This window comes from Paenibacillus tundrae, assembly GCF_030812775.1.
Taxonomy (GTDB): domain Bacteria; phylum Bacillota; class Bacilli; order Paenibacillales; family Paenibacillaceae; genus Paenibacillus; species Paenibacillus tundrae_A.
The window spans coordinates 167,558-188,472 of record NZ_JAUSTI010000007.1; the positions used below are offsets into that span (position 1 = coordinate 167,558).

The 20,915-nt window shown below is 43.1% G+C and carries 17 protein-coding genes and 1 riboswitch; of the genes, 7 read left to right on the top strand and 10 right to left on the bottom strand.

From position 1 onward, the window contains the following. Positions 1–235: 235 nt before the first annotated feature. The 4 genes from bcaP to J2T19_RS14400 all read right to left on the bottom strand — a co-directional run bounded on the left by bcaP (position 236) and on the right by J2T19_RS14400 (position 4,596). A complete protein-coding gene (gene bcaP / locus J2T19_RS14385) occupies positions 236–1,648 on the bottom strand; it encodes a branched-chain amino acid transporter BcaP (RefSeq protein WP_307216812.1) in 1,413 nt (470 codons plus the stop codon). 452 nt (positions 1,649–2,100) lie between these two features. After that, positions 2,101–3,468 carry an amidohydrolase family protein gene (locus J2T19_RS14390; RefSeq protein WP_307216814.1) on the bottom strand — a complete coding sequence of 456 codons (1,368 nt, stop codon included), beginning with the start codon at positions 3,466–3,468 and terminating at the stop codon, positions 2,101–2,103. A 346-nt stretch (positions 3,469–3,814) separates the two neighbouring features. Beyond that, on the bottom strand, positions 3,815–4,003 hold the full coding sequence (locus J2T19_RS14395; protein WP_307216816.1) for a hypothetical protein: 189 nt from the start codon (positions 4,001–4,003) through the stop codon (positions 3,815–3,817). Next, positions 4,000–4,596: a hypothetical protein gene (locus J2T19_RS14400; protein WP_307216818.1), complete on the bottom strand. Its 597-nt coding sequence runs from the start codon at positions 4,594–4,596 to the stop codon at positions 4,000–4,002. The genes J2T19_RS14395 and J2T19_RS14400 overlap by 4 nt, the downstream gene beginning before the upstream one ends. 372 nt (positions 4,597–4,968) lie before the next feature. On the opposite strand from J2T19_RS14400, the gene J2T19_RS14405 reads away from it, so the two are divergent. The 4 genes from J2T19_RS14405 (at position 4,969) to J2T19_RS14420 (ending at position 9,378) form a co-directional block, all read left to right on the top strand. After that, complete coding sequence (locus J2T19_RS14405) at positions 4,969–5,463, top strand: DinB family protein (RefSeq protein ID WP_307216820.1); 495 nt, start codon at positions 4,969–4,971, stop codon at positions 5,461–5,463. Positions 5,464–5,545: 82 nt separating this feature from the next. Then, positions 5,546–5,691: riboswitch (FMN riboswitch) on the top strand. A gap of 145 nt (positions 5,692–5,836) precedes the next feature. After that, the gene (locus tag J2T19_RS14410) at positions 5,837–6,817 is read left to right on the top strand and encodes a DMT family transporter (RefSeq protein ID WP_307216822.1); all 981 of its coding nucleotides are present in this window, start codon (positions 5,837–5,839) and stop codon (positions 6,815–6,817) included. 184 nt (positions 6,818–7,001) lie between these two features. Beyond that, entirely contained in the window at positions 7,002–8,498 is a 1,497-nt protein-coding gene (locus J2T19_RS14415; protein WP_307216824.1) for an amidase, read from the top strand. Positions 8,499–9,000: 502 nt separating this feature from the next. Next, positions 9,001–9,378: a hypothetical protein gene (locus J2T19_RS14420; protein ID WP_307216826.1), complete on the top strand. Its 378-nt coding sequence runs from the start codon at positions 9,001–9,003 to the stop codon at positions 9,376–9,378. A gap of 226 nt (positions 9,379–9,604) precedes the next feature. Here J2T19_RS14420 and J2T19_RS14425 read toward each other — a convergent pair whose 3' ends face one another. The 6 genes from J2T19_RS14425 to J2T19_RS14450 form a co-directional block, all read right to left on the bottom strand. Further along, complete coding sequence (locus J2T19_RS14425) at positions 9,605–10,999, bottom strand: ATP-binding protein (protein WP_307216829.1); 1,395 nt, start codon at positions 10,997–10,999, stop codon at positions 9,605–9,607. Positions 11,000–11,196: 197 nt separating this feature from the next. Further along, positions 11,197–11,412 (bottom strand): helix-turn-helix domain-containing protein, encoded by a 216-nt coding sequence (locus J2T19_RS14430; protein ID WP_239288715.1) that lies wholly within the window; start codon positions 11,410–11,412, stop codon positions 11,197–11,199. Between the two features lie 11 nt (positions 11,413–11,423). Further along, the gene (locus tag J2T19_RS14435; RefSeq protein WP_307216832.1) at positions 11,424–11,900 is read right to left on the bottom strand and encodes a DUF2975 domain-containing protein; all 477 of its coding nucleotides are present in this window, start codon (positions 11,898–11,900) and stop codon (positions 11,424–11,426) included. Between the two features lie 187 nt (positions 11,901–12,087). Beyond that, entirely contained in the window at positions 12,088–14,145 is a 2,058-nt protein-coding gene (locus J2T19_RS14440; protein ID WP_307216835.1) for a beta-galactosidase, read from the bottom strand. Positions 14,146–14,262: 117 nt separating this feature from the next. Next, a complete protein-coding gene (locus J2T19_RS14445; RefSeq protein WP_307216836.1) occupies positions 14,263–15,783 on the bottom strand; it encodes a response regulator in 1,521 nt (506 codons plus the stop codon). Positions 15,784–15,802: 19 nt separating this feature from the next. After that, positions 15,803–17,503: a sensor histidine kinase gene (locus J2T19_RS14450; RefSeq protein WP_307216838.1), complete on the bottom strand. Its 1,701-nt coding sequence runs from the start codon at positions 17,501–17,503 to the stop codon at positions 15,803–15,805. Between the two features lie 303 nt (positions 17,504–17,806). On the opposite strand from J2T19_RS14450, the gene J2T19_RS14455 reads away from it, so the two are divergent. The 3 genes from J2T19_RS14455 to J2T19_RS14465 all read left to right on the top strand — a co-directional run bounded on the left by J2T19_RS14455 (position 17,807) and on the right by J2T19_RS14465 (position 20,882). After that, on the top strand, positions 17,807–19,084 hold the full coding sequence (locus tag J2T19_RS14455) for an ABC transporter substrate-binding protein (protein WP_370874887.1): 1,278 nt from the start codon (positions 17,807–17,809) through the stop codon (positions 19,082–19,084). Positions 19,085–19,177: 93 nt separating this feature from the next. Continuing rightward, positions 19,178–20,050, top strand: coding sequence for a carbohydrate ABC transporter permease (locus J2T19_RS14460; RefSeq protein WP_056691622.1), 873 nt, complete (start codon positions 19,178–19,180; stop codon positions 20,048–20,050). 1 nt (position 20,051) lies between these two features. Then, on the top strand, positions 20,052–20,882 hold the full coding sequence (locus J2T19_RS14465) for a carbohydrate ABC transporter permease (RefSeq protein WP_056691626.1): 831 nt from the start codon (positions 20,052–20,054) through the stop codon (positions 20,880–20,882). Positions 20,883–20,915 lie beyond the last annotated feature (33 nt).

Genomic DNA, 20,915 nt, shown 5'->3' on the forward strand with positions numbered 1-20,915 from the left:
GATGAACCCGCAACCCCAGTTCAACGATATGAGTCTACATGCGCCTTAATACATACCCGTTATACGGGTCTTAGGAACCGTTAATTTTACTAGATATATTAAAAACAAATGCAGATGATTGATTTAGAATTCCTCAACTCCAAAATCGAAATAAAAAACCCCCTGACTTTTTTCACACAAGCGAAAACTCAGGAGGTATGAACTATTTTGCTGCCATTTGATCTAAAGATGGCGTTTACTTTTCGAATGACTTCGAGTTCAAATGACTGTGATGGCGTCCGTATAAGAAATAAATCCCCAGACCAATTAGTAACCAGATGAAGAACGTAATCCAAGTGAGCATCGCAAGTCGAGTCATGAGATACACACAGCCGATTGCGCTGAGGATTGGAATCCACGGGACGAATGGGACACGGAAGCCACGTTTGAGATCAGGATTGTTTTTACGGAGCACAATAATACCCAGACTGACCACCGCAAAGGCAAACAACGTCCCGATATTGGTCAACTCTGCAAGATGTCCAAGCGAGATGAAGCCAGAAAATAACGCTACTACGATTCCCGCAACCCAACTACCCAGGGCAGGAGTCTGGCTTTTGCCACTAACTTTCGAGAATACCGGAGATAACAGCCCGTCCCTTGACATGGAGTACAATAATCGCGTCTGACCATACATCATTACCAGTAGTACGGTAGTAATCCCTGTAATGGCACCTAGTGCTACAATCCAAGACAAGCCATGCAAGTTAACAAATTCAAAGGCATAAGCTACTGGATCACTAACATTCAGCATATGGTACGGCACAATACCCGTAAGGATTAGCGAAACAACAATATATAATACGGTACAGATCGCGAGTGAACCGATAATACCAATCGGCAAATTGCGCTGAGGCATCTTCACTTCTTCCGCAGCGGTAGATACAGCATCGAATCCAATATACGCAAAGAATACCGTCGCCGCTCCAGCGGTAACACCCGAAATGCCAAAAGGCAGAAACGGCTGCCAGTGTTCAGGCTGAACATAGAACACACCTACACCGATAAAGATCAAGACAACGATTATTTTGAGCGCGACCATAATCCCATTAGCACGAGCCGCTTCTTTCACTCCTCGGGTTAACAAGAAGGTAATAATCAACGTAATGACCGCTGCCGTAATATCAAAATACGTGCCCTTCTCTGGACTAAAGGCACTCGTTAGCTCATGAGGTAAGTGCAATCCGAATCCAGATAATAGACTTTGAAAATAACCAGACCACCCACTAGCAACTGCTGCACTTGCAAAACCATACTCCAGGATCAGATCCCATCCAAGAATCCAAGCAATCACTTCCCCAAAGGCAGTATAGCTATAAGTATAGGCACTTCCCGAAGCGGGTACACTTGAAGCAAATTCCGAATAACACAGTGCAGCAAAAGCACAGATTAGCCCTGCTAGCAAAAAGGAAAGGACTAGACCAGGCCCAGCGTATTTAGCCGCAGCCACACCTGTAAGAACAAATATCCCTGTTCCGATAATCGCACCTACACCAAGGGTCATCAGATCCAGCGGCCCTAACACTCTTTTCAATGCACTACGTTCTTCCCCACTTACAGCAATGGGTTTCTTGCGAAACAATGAAGATTGTGACTCATTTTTGCTCATACATAATTTCCTCTCGTCCTGAAAGTATCACCTGTTCATCTGTTCTATAAAAAAAGTGGTTTGTTCTATCTTAACGACTACCTATAAAAAACTAGTCAATTCTACACGTTATCGCGTTGCTTGATTAAATTTTTATTTATAGAGATGTCGTATGTTGTGCTTTTTAACCGAAAATTATCACGATATCTTGCCCGTGAAAGATAATAAAAATCGATTTAAACGAAAACTGCGTATAATTTATATTATGCGCAGTTTTTATTTCACTTTTTCACACCGCAAAACTGTATAAATTCGTTGTTATGTGAATTATTACGAATAACAGCTTATTTCGTTTATTTACGCTGTCCATCTCTCACGAATCTTGTCTGATTAATGCTCGTTACGGGACAAAAAAAGACCGCATGATCCCATGCGGCTCTTGGTTTAAGCTTTATTTTTCTAATATCTCAAAATTATGAAAATACAATCCGATCTGCATCAGACATCTGATATTGCGTTAGAAGATAGCTGGTACTCTCCATTGCCTGACGACGAACCGCATCTAAATCCACATGCAACAGCTTACCTTCTCTCTTTACCGGTTGACCTGCCACAAATACAGTATCCACGTTTGATGGATTAGCGAATTGTACAATGGCTCCAATCGGATCATGAACAGGGAACAAATTCAGATCCGTTGTACGAATCATAATCAAGTCGGCCTCTTTGCCTGGTGCCAGTGTGCCAATCTTATGCCCTAGTCCCAGTGCTTGTGCGCCAGCAGATGTGGCGAATCTTAACACCTGACTCGACTGCAGGTTCAGTTCTCCAGGCATTTCTCCCTGCTGCAACAATTGTTCATTCACTCTCGACCGCTCTGCCTGCAAGGCAAACTTCATCTGAGAAAACATATCACCACCCGTGGATGTCACCACATCCACACCGAGTGTTGGCGTGCCTCCATTCTCCAGAAAATGTCCGGTCGCTGGATATCCATGCCCCATCATCATCTCTACCTCTGGGGTAACCGAAAGTGATGCACCTTGATCGGCAAGCATTTTGTACTCATCGATACCCATCGTATTACCATGAACTACATTTATTCGCGGACTCAGTAGACCTGCCTCATGTAACTTTGTCACTGACCGATCTACACTCCCCCAAGTCCCGAATCCTACATGCATGGAACAAATGGCATCTAGTTCCTCTGCAAGACGAATCTCCTTAACCGTTGTATCCCAATGACTGAACTCCGATCCTCGAATAGCAAGTCCGAACGTCAGCAATTGATCCCTTGATGAGAAGTATTGTTGCTTCACTCTGCATACATCGTTGGAGTATGTAAGAAGACTATCTCTATTCCAGTAATTCGTTTCACCAGGCACACCGTGAGCAAATACCGCTCGGATTCCCGCATCCTGAAGCCCATGAATCAATTGATCTGTGTGCTCTGGCGAATACGGCATACTCCAATCCAATACAGTTGTCACCCCTGCATTAAGCGCTTCCAAAGCTCCTAATAAATTCGCGATGTAGCTGTCTTGAGGACGAAGCTTGCTCCCCATGGCTCCATAATAGAGATTCTGCAAATACACAGGTAGTGACCAATTCGTACCTGTCGTTTTAACCAATGACTCCCACACATGACGATGGGTATCTACAAGTCCTGGGAGCACAATCATATCAGATGCATCGATAACTTCGGCTTCTACACACTCCAGATCAGGCTTAATAGCTATAATGATAGAATCCTCAATTAAGACATCGGCTCTTTTGTACTGACCAACCGAGGCATCCATGGAAACAACACAACCATTTTTCAGCAAATAACTTTTCCCCATTAGACACATCTCCAATCATAATGTTTTGGATATGGCTTGCATGATGGTATGATTCAGTGCTGATCGACAATGATTTATGACTTATTTTTATAAAGTATATATGTATTATATAGTTACATCTCTAGATTTGCAAATTTTGGAATTAAAAAAACCTTGTGTAGCAAGTTGCTATGCAAGGTTTGAATATTTTAGTCACTTTGCGTTTAGCACCGGGACATCCTTACTCGACTTCTCATCAACCCCATCCCAGAACACTTGTAAACTTCTACAATCACAACACTTCATAAACAGTTTTATTTCTTATAAAACCTATACTTTATAGTCTGTTTTATTGAATACTTTCAAACTACTCTTCCCACCAGATTAATCGAAGTATTGAATGGTCTCCTTCATGATATTTCACTTCGCGCTCTTCAGGAATCGCTGGATGTTCCTCAACAACAACGGGATAAGGTGAACCGATGAGGTTAATCCCTATTAATAATGCAAAGCTAATTATAATAATCCCAATCAAAGTAAAAATAACTCTTTTCAATTGACTCTCTCCTCATTCATGTATCTTACTTCCCCGCCAAAAATCTTGTCTGCAACGATATTTCCATCTTGATCAAAAGCTCTTATTGTCCAGTTCTCCTCGGTATATTCATCTAATACAAACAGTGCATACTGATCATCAACCTCTTCAAGTTGGTAGTCATCCGGGTTAGCTTTCACTTCTTCAAGGGAGAGCTCGTAAGATTGCGAAGACGAAACATCCTTCAGGTGGTTGCCCACCGCTATGTATTTGATGTTGGACTCTCTAGTTGTGACTACCCCAACTACAAAGCGATTAGGATCACCTAGACCAGTAGCCTCAAACGGCTTGCCTTCCTCGACCGTACGACCATATGAGCTTCCATCATAACGATGCAAGAAACCGAACTTCTTTTCAAGTTTGGCTATGCCAAAGCTATGGTCTTGATGATCTACAAACAATACCACTTGGCCGTAACCGTTAATTTCTTTGGATTTTACAATCTGACCATCATGAGGCAATGCGTTGATTTCATTCACATGTAACCCTTGCATCGCGCCAAATCCTAATATAACAAGCAAGCATAGACCAACTATAATTAAACCTTTTCGCAAAATATCCCTCCATACAATTAGATAATAATTAATGCATTTCAGATGAACGCTACATATTTAATGTTTCCCGAACGATAAATATTGCTCCCTTGATCCAATTCATTAGAAGTTACCTACGTATCATTGTAATATTAACATAATTATACATAAGATGTTTGAAGCCTTTTTTATGAGAAATCCTACGACATCCATAGAATCAGATAAGCAACCGTCTATGAAGACATATCATCACAACATCGTGTTGTTGTGATATATTTATCCTATTGTTTCCTATAATGAATGAAAGTGTAATTACGTAAAAGGCAATGTATGATGCTGCTGGCTTTCAACCAGGTTGATTAACGAGACCACGATAACTAGGAGGAACGAAATATGAGTGTATCTGCAATCGACATCCTATTAACACAAAAGGATAACACATGGGATCAATGTAATTGGATCGTACCTGTAGCCAAAGCACTGGAGGGACTTACTGCTGAACAGGCTGCCTGGGTTCCACCTTCAGGTGGACTAAGCATCTGGCAACTGGTAAACCATATGCATTATTACAACCATCGTATCTTGCAACGCATGCAGGGCATAACCTCCGGTTCAGCCGCAGAGAGCAATGTCGCGACATTTGGTGATCCGGGAGATGCATCAGACGAGCAAGGATGGAATGACTTAGTGAGGAGCACTACAGAACTTGCTGATCAGTTACGAACTCAGCTTGCAACCTTGCAACAATCTAATCTTGATGCACCATATATGGATACTGAGGATACTTGGGGGCATACCCTTAGCCAATGGATACTACATGATGCATATCATGCCGGTCAGATTGTTCTTCTTCGCAGACTGCAAGGAAGCTGGAATATCGTCTTCTGAAAAAAACACTTGAACTGCTAGCGCTTACAACATTAAGATGAAATCATTAATGTTACAACTTGTTCACACACTAACAATTGAATAGGATCTTCGGGGTAGGGTGCAATTCCCAACCGGCGGTGATGTTCCTCGGAACCAGCCCGCGACTCGCTGACTGATATTGTTATCAGCGACTGACTTGGTGAGACTCCAAGGCCGACGGTAAAGTCCGGATGAGAGAAGATCAACACATGTCATGCCGTTTTACGGGAGTCCTCTTCCCTGACGACATATGCATGGATGAGCCCCTGTTTATTTGGTGATTCACCAAAACGGGGGCTTTTGTCGATTTTGCCAACTGAAGATTCCGTGTTCTGACGAAGGAGTCCTGAATATGGAAAAGAATCAAACTGCCTCAACGGTCTATCGGAAAGAACGAAGTAACACAGGATTCTGGCTTGTTGTAATCGGCGCTGCGTTATGGGGCGTAGATCCGTTGTTCCGTATTATTTTGCTTCAGACGATGACCTCGACTCAAATTGTACTTATTGAGCACATTATTGTAAGTTTAGTCGCCATTCCTGTCTTATGGAAATTCCGTGCAGACTTGAAAAATCTACGTGCTAGACACTGGGTTGCTGTAATCTTCATTTCCTGGGGTGGATCAGCACTAGCAACGGTGTTATTCACCATGGCGCTAACCAATAACGATCCCAATACCGTTCTCTTGTTGCAAAAAATGCAACCCTTGTTCGCTATTGTACTCGCGAAGCTGCTTTTGAAAGAAACGTTACCACGTCGCTTCGGCGGACTTTTCTTCATTGCACTTGCAGGAACCTATCTGCTCACGTTTGGATTCACACTTCCTCTCGGAAACTGGAACACCTGGATTCATGCAGGTAGCCTGTTATCCTTGGGAGCAGCCGCTCTCTGGGGCGGATCTACGGTGATGGGACGATTGATGCTAGGTCAAGCAAGATATGAGACAGTCACTTCTCTGCGGTTTGTAGTTGCTCTGCCCCTGCTCTTCTTGATGACATGGCATGAAGGAGCAGCGTGGACATTCCCCTCCGGAACAGGTGAACAAGCGGCAGTAGTGCTTAATGTATTGGGTCAAGCTTTGTTGCCTGGACTATTGAGCTTGCTGTTATATTATAAAGGCTTATCCTCTACAAAAGCCTCTGTCGCTACGCTAGCGGAACTTAGTTTCCCGATGGCAGGTGTTCTGGTGAACTGGATCGCTTTCCGTACGTTGATTACATGGGAACAGCTCATTGGTTTTATCCTAATATGGATTGCACTCTTTGCGATTTCCAGACAGCAAGAGCGGTCGGCAAGTGTTGCTGATGCTGCCCCTAAGCTTCGTACAGAATAATTACCTACGCAGGATGCATCCCGAACATATATGTCCATTTCTCAAACGTTATATAAAGACGTTATATAAAGAACAAAGCACTGTTTATCCCACTGGATGAACAGTGCTTTTGTTTTTTCAGCAATCCGATGGTACGATGACATATGAAACACTAGATATCCATCATAGAAAGGGATGATGCTTAATGCCTTCATTTTCATATACATCTTACGATGCTATTGGTTTAGCAGAGCTTGTACGCTCCCGAGAAGTATCTCCAATTGAATTGCTCGAAGCAGCATATGCAAGACTCGAGGAAGTGAATCCACAGCTTAATGCGGTAATTCGTACATATGAAGTACAAGCTCGTCAGGAAGCAAGCATGATTCGCCCAGGAGAGCAATCCTTTGCTGGTGTCCCCCTGCTACTCAAGGACATCTCTCAATCCCTAGAGGGTCAGATCCTAACTTCAGGCTCTCGTCTTCTTCAAGATCATCGAGCGTTACGTAGTTCTAACTTTGTCTCTCGATTACGTGAAGCTGGTTTTATTATGATCGGACATACGAATACCCCAGAGTTCGGGCTAAAGAATATTACCGAGCCCCGTTTACACGGACCAACACGCAATCCATGGAATACGAATCACTCTCCTGGTGGCTCAAGCGGAGGTGCCGCTGCGGCAGTAGCATCCGGAATTGTACCTCTAGCCGGTGCCAGTGACGGAGGTGGTTCTATCCGCATCCCTGCTTCCTTCAGCGGGTTGTTTGGTCTGAAGCCAACACGTGGACGCACTCCAGTAGGACCAGGCGTTGGTCGTCAATGGCAAGGCGCTTCGATTGATTTTGCATTATCTCGAACTGTCCGGGACAGCGCTGCGCTGCTAGATACGTTGCAAGTTATTCAACCAGAAGCTGCATTTCATGCTCCCCTCTTTCCTGGAAGTTACTTGGCAGATCTGAATTATCCTCATCAACGCAAATTAAAAATCGCTTATACTACCGATTCTCCAGTAGGCACTCCTGTAAGTGAGGAAGCGAAACAAGCCGTGTATAAGGTCGTTCGTTGGTTGGAAGAGCAAGGCCATGAGGTTGAAGAAAAATTAAGCCCAGTCAATGGTGTACGGTTAATGGAAAACTACTATATGATGAACAGCGGTGAAATGGCTGCGATGATCGCTTCTATGGAGCACGCTATGGGTAGAGAGCTCACGGCAGACGATATGGAGATTGAGTCATGGGTTCTCGCTGAAGCGGGCAAAAAAGTATCTGCAGCTGAGTTTGTGCATAGTTTAGCGGAATGGGATGTTGCAGCGGCGCAAATGTCTAACCTATTCACCCGTTATGACTTCTATGTTACGCCAGTTAATGCTTATGCAGCACCTCAGATTGGAGAGCTCACGCCTCATGCGGAGCAGATTCAGCATCTGATGCGAGTAAGCGATCTGGACAAGCTAGAACAGCAGCAATTGATCTATGAAATGTTCGAACCAAGTCTTACGTACACTCCCTATACTCAGCTTGCGAATCTAACAGGTCAGCCTGCGATGAGTGTGCCTGTTCATATGACACCTGAAGGTTTACCGATGGGTGTTCAGGTAATGGCCACCAAAGGCCGCGAAGACTGGCTGTTGCATCTTGCTGGACAACTCGAAGCATCCGATCTCTGGACTGGCATGAAAGGTAACCCGCTGTTCCCTTCATAATCTCTGATTAGTGTTGACTTAATTGAAGTTATTAAGGTTATTGAAGTTACTGACTCACTATTAAATAAGCTGCTGCAATCGTGTTAAAGCGATTGTAGTAGCTTATTTAATATCTACAAATTATTCTTAGTTTGTCTGTAAGCTCATAGAGAAATGGAATGAGAATTCAAATGGGATTCGGTCAGTGACCTATCAATCGGATTATGAGTATGTTGGAACATTGAAATAGGCACGATGGAAAATTAAACTACTTTATTCTACCTATTTTACATTTTCACATAAAATCACATTATAGTATTTTTATGATACATAATAAAAATATTAATATTAGTTTACATAATAATTATGTTGTTAACAAATGGTGTTCTAAGTTTATTACTCTATCTTTATGCTTTTGACAGGTTAGATTTGTCCACGCGTTTATCCTCTCTCTTACATAGGATGTCTCATGGCATCTCCTATATCCAGGATGCGTGCCTACTATGTGAAGGAGGTATTCAATATGACTAGCAAAAATACTTCAATCTCTCAGATCATCTATCCCCGCTTAACCGTGTATAGTGAAGAGAATTTCAGGGGATTGAGAAGAGTCTACCGTGGCAACCTTGGGATTCGAGATATTGATTCAGTCCTGACAGGTATTGAGAGTTTGCGCTTCTTCTCTACCAATCCGAACGCTACGCTTGTCTTGTTCGATCGTTCTCGTTTCAGAGATAATTTCGTTGTACTGCGTGGCAACCGCAGCATTCGAGAATTGGATGACTTTCTGCGCAGAGGAGATGTTGAATCTCTAATCGCATCCAATGAGCGGCTGACACTGGCTCAGATTCGCAAAATTAGACGTACAGGCAACTTGCCCCCTGGCTACCGTCTGATCTAAGTTCAGAATCCTATTTTAATAGGTGCGGCCAACTCTCCTATAATTCCGAATATCACACTCGTTGATTTTAATGAAACTCTATCTAGCATCGCAATGAGTCTCATCACCAAACAAAAAGGCAGTTCGTTCCTTAAGAACGACTGCCTTTCCTCTATTAAACTAGTCACGGACTCCGATGAATCAGCCATTTGTTTAATCTGTTGCCAATCAGATCTCTCACGCCAGTTCAGAGATCAACGTCCAGATATGCATTGAATTCCGCTGTAAACGTAATTGTGGTACCTGGGGCGTCCTTCTGCTCGTCTTCGAGGCGTATTTCCCCGTTCATCAGCTCGATGATCCGTTTGCAGATCGCTAACCCAAGACCCGTTCCTTCTGTTCGTCGGGTAATGCTGTTATCCACTCGGGAAAAAGGTAGAAACAGCTGGCTTCGCTTGTCCTGGGGGATGCCAGTCCCCGTGTCCTGAATGGTGACTTGGATTTTAAGCTTGCTGTCATCGGTATTTAGAAGCACAACATCAATCGTGATGCTTCCTGTAGGTGTAAATTTCACGGCATTTCCTAATAAATTCAGCAACACCTGTCTGAATCGACCATCATCTCCAACAACGATCTGCGGAATACGAGTATCTATGGAAATATTCACTTGAAGATTTTTATCCGAGATAGCGGTATGAAGGATATCTAAGGTTTCCTTAACGGATTCACGAGGATTGAAAGGTTCAATCAATAATTGATCATAGCTAGATTCCAACTTATTAAAATCCAAAATGTCATTTACAATACGAAGTAGAGACTTTCCGCTGCTTTGTATCGTGGTGACATACTCTCTCTGTTCTGCATTCAGATCCGTAGCTGCTAACAATTCCGAGATGCCCAGCAATCCATTCATTGGTGTTCTAATCTCATGATTCATCGTTGTAATGAAATCACTTTTAACTTGGCTAGCCGTTTCAACGGCTTCTTTTTCGATCATCAGATGCTTTTGTTCATCCAACAACTGGCTTTGTACCGATAACGACGGAAAAATAACGTCATCCGAAGCTTTGTAATGATACAGAGGTGACTTCACGAACTCCAGATCTGTCATCATGTATTCATGTTCTCTCATCAATTTAGTTTGTACAGAAGAAGAGATCATTTCCGTATTGTACGCACAGACCGATAACATTCCATAGTCTTGAACAACGCATGTCGTTTGCCGTTCATAGGTGACTAAATTATCTAGAATCTGCTTTTCCGGATGATCTCCCCATGTCATCACATTTGCCCACGTTCGAATAGGTTTGTTTTGCTCCTGTATGTCGCCCATGATATCTTCAAAATGGGAAAGAATGTGTTGGAATTCGAAATTACCATGTTCTCCATAGTATTCTATATTGTTAGCATAATGAAGATATTGAAGCTGATCATGAGGTACACTTCCTTTAAGCTTATGCAGAATCTTATGGTATGTGGCAGTTTGCTCAATAAGTAATATATGATGGCCTTGATCGATCCCTGTCATGATGTAAGATACGGCATTATCAACATAACAATTGAAATCCTCAAAAAAATAAATAATATGTCCCCCGTTCGTGACCTCCGTCAACGAATTCAAAGGAATGGCTTGTTTGCTCATATAAGGACTCCTTAATGCTTGTCTTTACTATCTACTACTATAGAGGATAAAACAAGATGCGTCTAATTGATTTTCACTTCATTTAGGTGATATATCGCATTTCCGTACTAAAAAAAAGAAGATGATTCCTAATATTATAGGGATCATCCTCCAAATACTTAAAGCACTATTTTCTATTTTTTATTTGCATACATTTCTCATTCGTCTTCATCAGCTTGGTATTCCAATATATCACCCGGCTGACAATCTAGCGCCTTACAAATGGCTTCTAGAGTAGATAATCGAATCGCCTTTGCCTTACCATTTTTTAAAATAGACATATTAGCCAAGGTAATTTCAACCTTCTCAGAAAGTTCTGTTACGCTCATTTTCCTTTTTGCTAACATGACATCAATGTTGATTATAATGGCCATGCTATTTCACCTCAAATAATTAAGTCATTCTCTGATTTGATCTCGATCGCTTCTTTTAAAAGCATTTGCAGAACTGCAGCAAAAACGGCAATGACCATCGAAGCGAAGATCGGTACCATCCCCATAAGAATGAGTCCTGGAGCATCGTCTTTCTCTGCTACGAGAAAAACGAATGGCAATATGACGACGTACAATGCGGTAATTATAGTTGCACAGAATTTTATTTTCTTCAAAGCCAGCACAGAGTTGTTCGAGAACGCATTATTTTTATCAATATAAATCAGAAGGCGGAATGCATAATACAACGCTACAAAGAATGGAACCAATGTTACGAACAAGATGATTAAAATAGGATACAGTAACCCGGCATAGACTGGATTCACAGGGTGGTTAGCTAACCAAGGTATGCCTAGTACACATAGAGCAAGCGCCGGCATTCCAATAAAAAATACAGCGATCTTCAACAAAAAAGTAGAACCTCGTTTCATCTTAAGCACCTCACACAAAATTATATTCTAAATATAGCGGCTGATTTATCGTTTTGCAATAAATATTTATTATACATCATTATATTATTGTTGTTATTTTCTTATACTTCCGATTTAAACACAAGCACAAAAAGAGCATTTCTTATCATAAGAAATGCTCTTGATCTGCTTCAAGGTATTAAGATATTTATTTCTTCAGCACCCATACTCCATAAGGCTCTAGTGTAACCGTCCCCTGAAGCTGGCTGCCTTGAAGCAACTCTTCTGTTGGCACATGGAGTTTAATCTCGGCTTCTTCACTACTGTAATTCAGTAAGAATACGAGTTCTTCCTGATCATCTGCACGTATAGCGACCTCAACCGTATCAGGTAGCTCGCACCAGTTTTTGATCGGAGACACAATCTGAAGCTCACTTAACAGCTGGGCAGCTATGGACAGATCAAAGGCAGCTCCCCAATAATAAACCTTGCCCTCGCCAACCCGATTAACCGTTAGTGCTGGCTTACCTTTATAATAACTAGAAGCATACGTACCTAAGACTTCAACTGTATCTGCATGTATCCGCAGGATATCATTGAAGCTTGGAGCGTCAATCAGGTTCGTATGTTGGTTCAGCTCTACACTAACTGGACTAGCTGTGCCGTTAACCATTGTAAAATCCTCGACCTGTATGCCACTCAATTCTGCAACGGGACCTGGCAACGGCTGCATACGGCAATGACCAGACTCATTTTTATACCCTGTCCGGCAACCAAATACAACCGACCCACCATTCTCTACATATTTCTGAAGCATTGCGGCTGTATCCTCTCGTAAAATAGCAGGATGAGGGTAGATTAGTACTTGATATTTAGTAAGATCCTGCAGTTGTTCCGTTTCAGCTCCAGGACGAACGGTCACTACGTCTGTTGGGATATGTGCATATTGAAGCGCTTTAAACCAACTCAGCTCGCTTGGTCTAGTTAATGATCCGTGCCATTGATCCAGCTCTCCATCCCATTCGTTATCATAATCACGCAGCATAGCCACTTGCGCAACATAACGTTTGCCAACAATACGTTCTCCCACCTTTTGCAATTCCTTACCCACAAGCCCAGCTTCTGCAACCCGACGATTCGGCTGATTATGATAGTCATTAATTCCATGCCAATATATTTCGGTACCGATCGTAGCCGTTCTCCAGCGGAAGTACAATACCATGTCAGCACCATGAGCAATACTCTGATACGTCCAGAGGCGCATTTGCCCTGGATGTGGGGATGGCATTTGCATTCGGTTCACCCAGCCACCAGGGCCCGACTGCTGCTCCAGTACAGCAAAATTCGGTGATATATCTCTGACATTGCTCAGAGATAGGCTCCATTTACGATCAAGCAACGGCTGTTCTCCCGAATCAGGATAGATGGTGCTGAATTGCGGATAAGAATCATATGACATGAAATCCAAAATCTCATCGGACATTCGGTGGCTATCTAGATGCCCAAACAAGCCATTTGTTGTAACCCATTGGTTAGGTGCTTCTGCTCTTAGAATGTCACCTTGGAGTTTCGCGAAGGAAATCGTGTTATCCGAAATAAAGCGTTTCTCGTCCAATGCCTGATGTGGATTAGGTGAATCGGATACCGTTGGACGAATGAGGTGCACCTGATCCCAATGATCATACGTCTGATTCCAAAAGACTGTGCCCCAAGCTTGATTCAGGCTTTCCAAGGTGCCGTATTTTTGTTGCAGCCACCGCCGAAATGCAAGATGATCCGCTTCAGCATAAAATACGTTTGTCTCACAATTCAGTTCATTATCAATCTGCCATCCGATAATCGCAGAATGATCCTTGTAATGCTGAGCCATTTCTCTTGTAATCCGCGCGCAAAGCTCTAGATATATTGGGCTACTATAATTATAGTGTCTGCGCTGTCCATGATGATATGTAGTGCCTTCCATTGAGACGTTCAACACTTCAGGATACTTATGGGTAAGCCATGCTGGTGGCGTGGCAGTCGGCGTTCCCATAATCACTTTCATATCCAATGTAATCGCTTGCTCAAGAAAGCGGTCGAAGAATTCGAAACTGAACTGCCCTTCCTGTGGCTCAAAAATAGACCATGCAAACTCTCCGATCCGAATGAGATCAAAGCCCATTTCCTTCATTCTTCCTAGATCATCTGCCCATAACGATTCATCCCAATGCTCAGGATAGTAACAAGCTCCCATATAAAATCGTTTTAGATCCAATGCATTTCGCATAAAGTCAGTCTCCCCTAACCAGGTTGCTATATATTTAACCTTATTTAATATTAAGGCATTCTATCCAAATTTCAAGGCATTTGGTCACGAAATACTTCTGTATTCATCACTCCATTGTCATTCGGACTCCGTGCTAAGTAAGCGTTCCTTGTATTCCGTTGGACTAACACCCGTATATTCCTTGAATACTTTGGAGAAATAATGCTGATCGCTGAACGATAACAGCTCCGATAATTCTTTGAATTTCATGTCAGGTTGACTAGCCATCAATCTGCAAGCTTCCTTCATTCGAAGTTCGGTATAATATTGTACGAAAGTACGTTGTGTGACCTGTTTAATGATCCTACTGATATATGAAGGGCTGACATGGAATTTCATTGAAATATCGCTTATGGATAACGAGGCATAACGATTCGTTTTGACGTATTCATCAATCTGCTCGAACAGCAGCTCACCACTCTTTCGCCCCTGGGATTGCAGCATGTCGAAGCATTGAGCTGTCCATTCATGTAGCGCACGGCCAAAGTCCTCATACGTCTTCACTTCAAATAACTGTTTGGCCCTAAGCTCCAAAGCTAATCGCATGCCTGATCCTCGTTCCTCATAGAGATGTGCGAAGGTGTCCACCACAAGTGCTACAAAACGCTCAATCTCTGTCCAATGTGCATTCTCCTCAGCCCATCGATTCATCAGTTCAGACAGCTTGAGCGCAAATGCTTCCTTCCGACAGGCTTGTATCATATGAACAAAAGTAGATTCTAACATGGAGTCCATACAGCTTGTTTCTGATCTTGCCATCGAGACGGGATTTCCCGTATCCAGCACCAGCCCTTGCTTTAATCGCTGCTGGGTCGTTAATATTGAAGTGATCCGGTAATAGAGCTCGGGTAACTGATCCACATCAGCGGACATCAGCTGTCCCCCAATGATTCCATCCAGCCCCTCTTTATACAGGTGCCGCCGTAAAGATTCAAGACATTCATGCATGGAAGAATACCAATCCAGTGCTCCTCTATTAGCCAAAATAATATATTGGTGCGAAGTTTGTGTGCGTAGGACCCGGCATGGCTGAGCACGGAAAAACTCCGCTAAACTTCGCTCTAACGTCTCCGAAGTCCAACGATCCATTCCCAAACTGAAAGGTTGCTTGCGTAGAATGATCATCATATGGGAGTATAGCGGGAATTCCTCGCCAAACGTAAGTTCGGCATAACATTCTGGGTCAACGATCTCTTGCAACTCTTGCAAGCTCCTGGATATGAGCCGATCAAGCTGCTCCACGATCCTTCCCATCACTTCTTCCAATGCCCCCCGCTCTACAGGTTTTAATAAATAGTCGAACACCTGCAAGTTCAATGCTTTGCGTGTATACTCAAAATCGCTGTAGCCGCTGATCAACACCACCTTGAGGTAGGGGTTCGCAAGCTTGGCTTGCTCAATTAACGATAAGCCATCCATCTTAGGCATTCTAATATCCGTTAACAACAGATGAATCGGTTGCTGCAGAATGATCGCCAGTGCCTCCTCTCCGTTGGTTGCCGTAGCCGTCACTTGAAGCGGTAAGTTCAATGTGTCCAGATGTGTTCTGATATTGCGCAATATCGGTTTACTGTCCTCGACAATCATAACGTTATACATTGGTGTCTGCCCTCCTCATTCAGTAAAAGTCCTTGGTTAACGAGCCGATGATTTGAATCGTTGCTCCCTTTGCTCCCTGCCCTTGATTGTTGAAAATATTAAAAAATAGCCGGTTGCTATACATCAGTTTGAGTCGATTAACGCTATTAACCATACCCATATTGCCGAGTGTGGTCTCTTGGTTATTCACCATGTTGGTTCCCGAGTGAGATTGCTGAATATTCGCTAGAATCTCTTGAATCTTCTCAGGCGTGAAGCCATCTCCATTGTCTCTGATCTCTAGCGCCCATAATCCGTTATATTGCTTCACCGTAATTTGGATATGCCATGGCGGAGATGCATGGCAAAAGGCATGTTCAATGCAATTTTCTACAAAAGGCTGGATGACCAGGCGTGGTAAACGGACTTCTTTCGCTAACAGATCCGCATCGATATCCCACTCCAGGTCGTCTTCATATTTTTGCTGGACAAGGGATAGATAATGTCTTGTATGCTCAAGCTCTTCGGATAAGGTTACATGTGCATAAGGAGAAGATACGATATAACGCAGGCTCTCTGAGAGATGCTTACACATATCCGACACCACCTTTGTTTTGCCCTCTTGAGCAGCAATGCTGATCAAATAAAGAACGTTATGGATAAAGTGTGGCGCTATTTGAGCCTGAAGTGCTGAATTTCTTGCTTTTACCTCTTCATGCAACGCTGTTTTCTCACGGTCAATCGATTGTTGTAGCCGTTCCATTAGATCCTGGAATGCTTCATTCAACAACAGCAGATCATTGTTTTTGGGTCGATCATCGACCTTTAAATTGAGATTGCTGTAATTGATACGCCAAATTTGACTGCGAAGTTTACGGATTGGAAGCAACAGATTGCGAGTAGATAAGTAAATATAGACGAAAGAAATGAGCATTAATGCTGTAATCAGCATAATCGAAATGGTCTGAACCTTTTGAATCGAGCCAAATACCGACTTGCTAGGCGTAACAATATATGTAATCCAACCGGTGCTAGGAGATGTGGAGTACGTGATGTAATTGTTATGTTCATCCACTTCCAGTCCCTCCTCCAATTGTGGCTTTGTCCATTGCATCGCTTGGGTTCCAATCTCAATACCTGTCATCTGCTCCCCTTGCTGGTTCAAGATATAAACTTCACCGGTTGAGATGCCTTCGGTAAAACTCTGAATCACCCTTTGATCCATCTGGATACACAGATAACCGTAAACTTTACCATTCTGATCATTTACCGTCCGAACAAATGAGATCGTATCTCCTTGGCGGAGTAGAACAAAACCGCTTCCTGCCCACTCTCGTCCAACCTTACTATCTGCCAGCAACGTGTGAATAGATACTGGCGGTTGACCTGAACCTAAATATGACGTAAGAAGTATACCTTGCTTGACATATATGGACATGTCCTTAATATTCATACTCGGGCCGATTGCTTGAAAAAAAATATCTTTAAGTTTCCGAATTTGTTTCAGCCGCTCGTAATCACTATCTGCTGAAGAACTCTTGTCCATCGTGGCAAAGATGTCTTTGCTGGACAAGATTCGCTGCGAGAGCTGATTTTGTTGATCCATGTATAGATCTACTTGTTCTCTCACTTTAGTCGTGGTCACCAGTGTGTCCTGCACTGTTTTTTGTTTCAGTGGGCGAATGACAACGACATTGACATATACAAGAAAGCAACATAGAACAAACAATAGTAATGCCAAAAAAGTTAGAAAAACCTTGGTTTGTAAACTGAATTGCGTGAACCTATGTATGAATTTTGTCATTTTCATTGCGAGTCTCCTTCCACATCTAGATGTCCAATTCATTCGTTCACGCTTAACTTTATCATGGGATTATATGAAATGATAGCGATTTCAAGTTCAGGATATTACACATCAACCTTCAAGCACAGACATGTACCTGGGGAAAGGAAAAATTTATAATCGGGGATGTAAACGGATTCAATCATAAGTAATAGAGGGGGATTCACATTGAAGATACTTAAACGAAAAAAGGTAGCTACGATGATGCTGGCTAGTTTATTAACCATCTCTTTAACCGCTTGTGGAACTGGTGATTCCAGTACGGGAAGTTCGTCAGGTGGGGACAATAAAGCAAAGGTCACACTGGAATTAGCCATTTCCAAAAGCTCTCAGGATTCAGCTTTTATCCAACAAGATATCCTCGATGAGTTCGAGAAGCAGACGAATGTACGCGTTAATCTACAATTAATCCCTGCCGAGCAAACAACTACTGTGCTTCAAACGAAGCTTGCGGTAGACGAAACACCTGATATCATCCAATACAATCTAGCCAGTGCTGTGACCGATCTTAATCTTGAACGCAATTTCGAAATTCTCGATGATGAGCCTTGGGCGAGCCGTATTGTGAATAAGGATGTACTTTCGGCTGGTGGTCACATCTATAGCTTCCATGTCAGTCAAGATACGGGGATGCAAGGTGTCGTTTATAACAAACAAATTTTTGAAGAACTTGGTTTAACAATCCCAACCACCTATGAGCAGTTTCTCGCGGTCTGCGAAAAGATCAAAGCTAGCGGCATTACACCCGTATTCATGCCGTACAAGGATGCTTGGGCTGCCAACATCTGGCCTGCTGCCGCATTTGCTGATTTTGTAGCAAAGAATGAACCGACCTTTTTTGATGACCTGAATAGCAACAAGAAGAAGTGGTCTGACATTCCAGAATTCAAGACTTTCTTGGAACAGCAGTACGAAGTGTACACCAAGGGGTACACCAACACCGATGTGCTCAGCGACAGCTATGATATGGCCGTGGGTAAATTCCTGAATAAAGAAGTGGCTATGATGTTTATGGGCGATTGGTTGATTGAAGGAGTTGCGGAGCAGGATCCAAGTATGGAGCTGGGTGTATTCCCAATTCCATCGACTGAGGATGCAAGTCTAGGGGCAAGTCCACTAGGCGGACAGTTATTTATTCCGAAAAAATCCAAACATCTAGAAGAGGCTAAACAGTTCCTCGACTTTATCGCTTCCAAAGATGTAGCTCAACAAATCGTAGATTCCAAAGGCTATGTATCAAACTTCAATGATGTGACAACACCGGAGCTGCCGGCATACAAACAAGATATCGTAGACAACTATATTACCCCGAAGAAAACAGTTCTGACGACAGATGCATACATGCTAGTGGACCGCAGCGAACTGTACCGTTTGTTGCAGGATCAATTCGCAGGTGGCTTAACGCCAGAAGAAGTACTGCAATCATGGGATGAGAAATTCAGCCAATTGATGCAGGATAAAGGTGTAACTGGATTCTAAGAAATACACCATTGTTGAAATATAGGGCAGTATGACAGGGTCGTATGAAACCGATCAGAGGTTATGCTGCCTGGCTATAACGGAGCGTGAGATATGAAAAGAACCAAAAATTTATATTCGTACTACATGATATTTCCCGCACTGATCATTTACTCTATCTTTTTCGTTGTACCTGCCATTGCGGGCTTCTATTATTCATTCACGGACTGGCGGTTGGATCGATTAGAGCTGACTTTCATCGGCTGGGATAACTTCAAGAAAATTTTCTCTGACAAAACGCTTATCCTGGCCCTGCAAAATACGGCGATCTTCGCTATTGTTACAGTGGTCGGCAAAAACGTTATTGGTTTGTTGCTCGCAGTAGGTCTTAATATGCGACTGCGAACCAAAAACTTGCTTCGCGCCATCTTCTATTCGCCTTCTATACTCAGCATCCTTGTAATCAGCATTCTGTTTACCCCTATGCTTCGCACCGAAGGTACAATTAATCAGTTGCTAGAGGCTGTCGGGTTGCACTCCTTAAGCCAAGCATGGCTCACGAACCCATCCATTGTGATCTGGACCATTGCGATCGTGTCGATCTGGCAGAGCGCAGGATTCCAGATGGCCATCTATCTGGCCGGTCTTCAGTCTATTTCGCAGGAATACTACGAGGCAGCCAAGATTGATGGGGCTAGCTCATGGAGAAGTTTTTTCAAAATCACACTGCCTCTTCTCCTGCCAGCGATTAACATTAACCTGATGTTAACCTTGATTGGTGGTCTGAAAGTGTTCTCCGAGGTATACGTCATGACTGGCGGTGGACCAGGTAATGCGTCACAGGTTGTAGGTACGATCATTCTGCGTTCCTTTGGTGAAGGTAACTGGGGTCTGGGTACCGCAGTCAATACACTGTTATTCGTGGTTGTCACCATTATCGCTATACCGCTATTGATTTTCATGCGGCGTAAGGAGGTTACGGAATAAGATGGGCTATACACGCAAACTTGCCATCCGCAATTATATCGTGGAAGGGTTCCTCATTCTGGCCTCCCTGATCGTATTGTTGCCGCTTGTCATCCTGATCCTCGGATCATTCAAAACCAGCGCTGAAGTGCTCAGCTTCTCTCTGCATTTACCTGACACTTGGCAGTTCTCAAACTATGTTCGAGTCTTCCAAGAAGGCGGTCTATCCCGGGCATTTCTCAACAGTATCTGGATCACAGGTATATCGTCTATCATCAACATCGTGGCCTCTTCGGCAGCAGCATTCATCCTAGCACGTCGGGAAACGAAATTATCGGGTACGCTCTATATGTATTTCTTCATGGGTCTCATTGCTCCGATGTCGATCATTACAACGATTCGAGTGGTTCAGGGATTAGGTTTCTATGGCAGTATCACAAGCGTTATTCTGATCTATGCCGCGCTCAATACAGCCTTTAGTGTATTCTTGTATAGTGGCTTTATTAAAACAATTCCAAGAGCGCTGGACGAGGTAGCGTTTCTGGAAGGAGCAAGTGTGTTCGGTGTGTTCTTCCGCATCGTCACGCCGCTGATCTTACCGGTTAATGCTACAGTTGCTATTATGGTATTTATGTCGGTATGGAATGATATTACCATTCCTGTATACTTCCTGACAGACAGCTCAACGTGGACGATGCCGCTGTCGATCTATAACTTCTACGGCAAGTACAGCCGAGATTGGAATTTAATTTTTGCTAATCTTGTACTTACGTCACTGCCCGTATTCATCTTGTATCTGTTTGGCCAAAAATATATCGTCAGCGGATTAACGGCTGGTGCAGTTAAAGGTTGACCTCAACGTCATTATGAAATCGAGACTAATTTA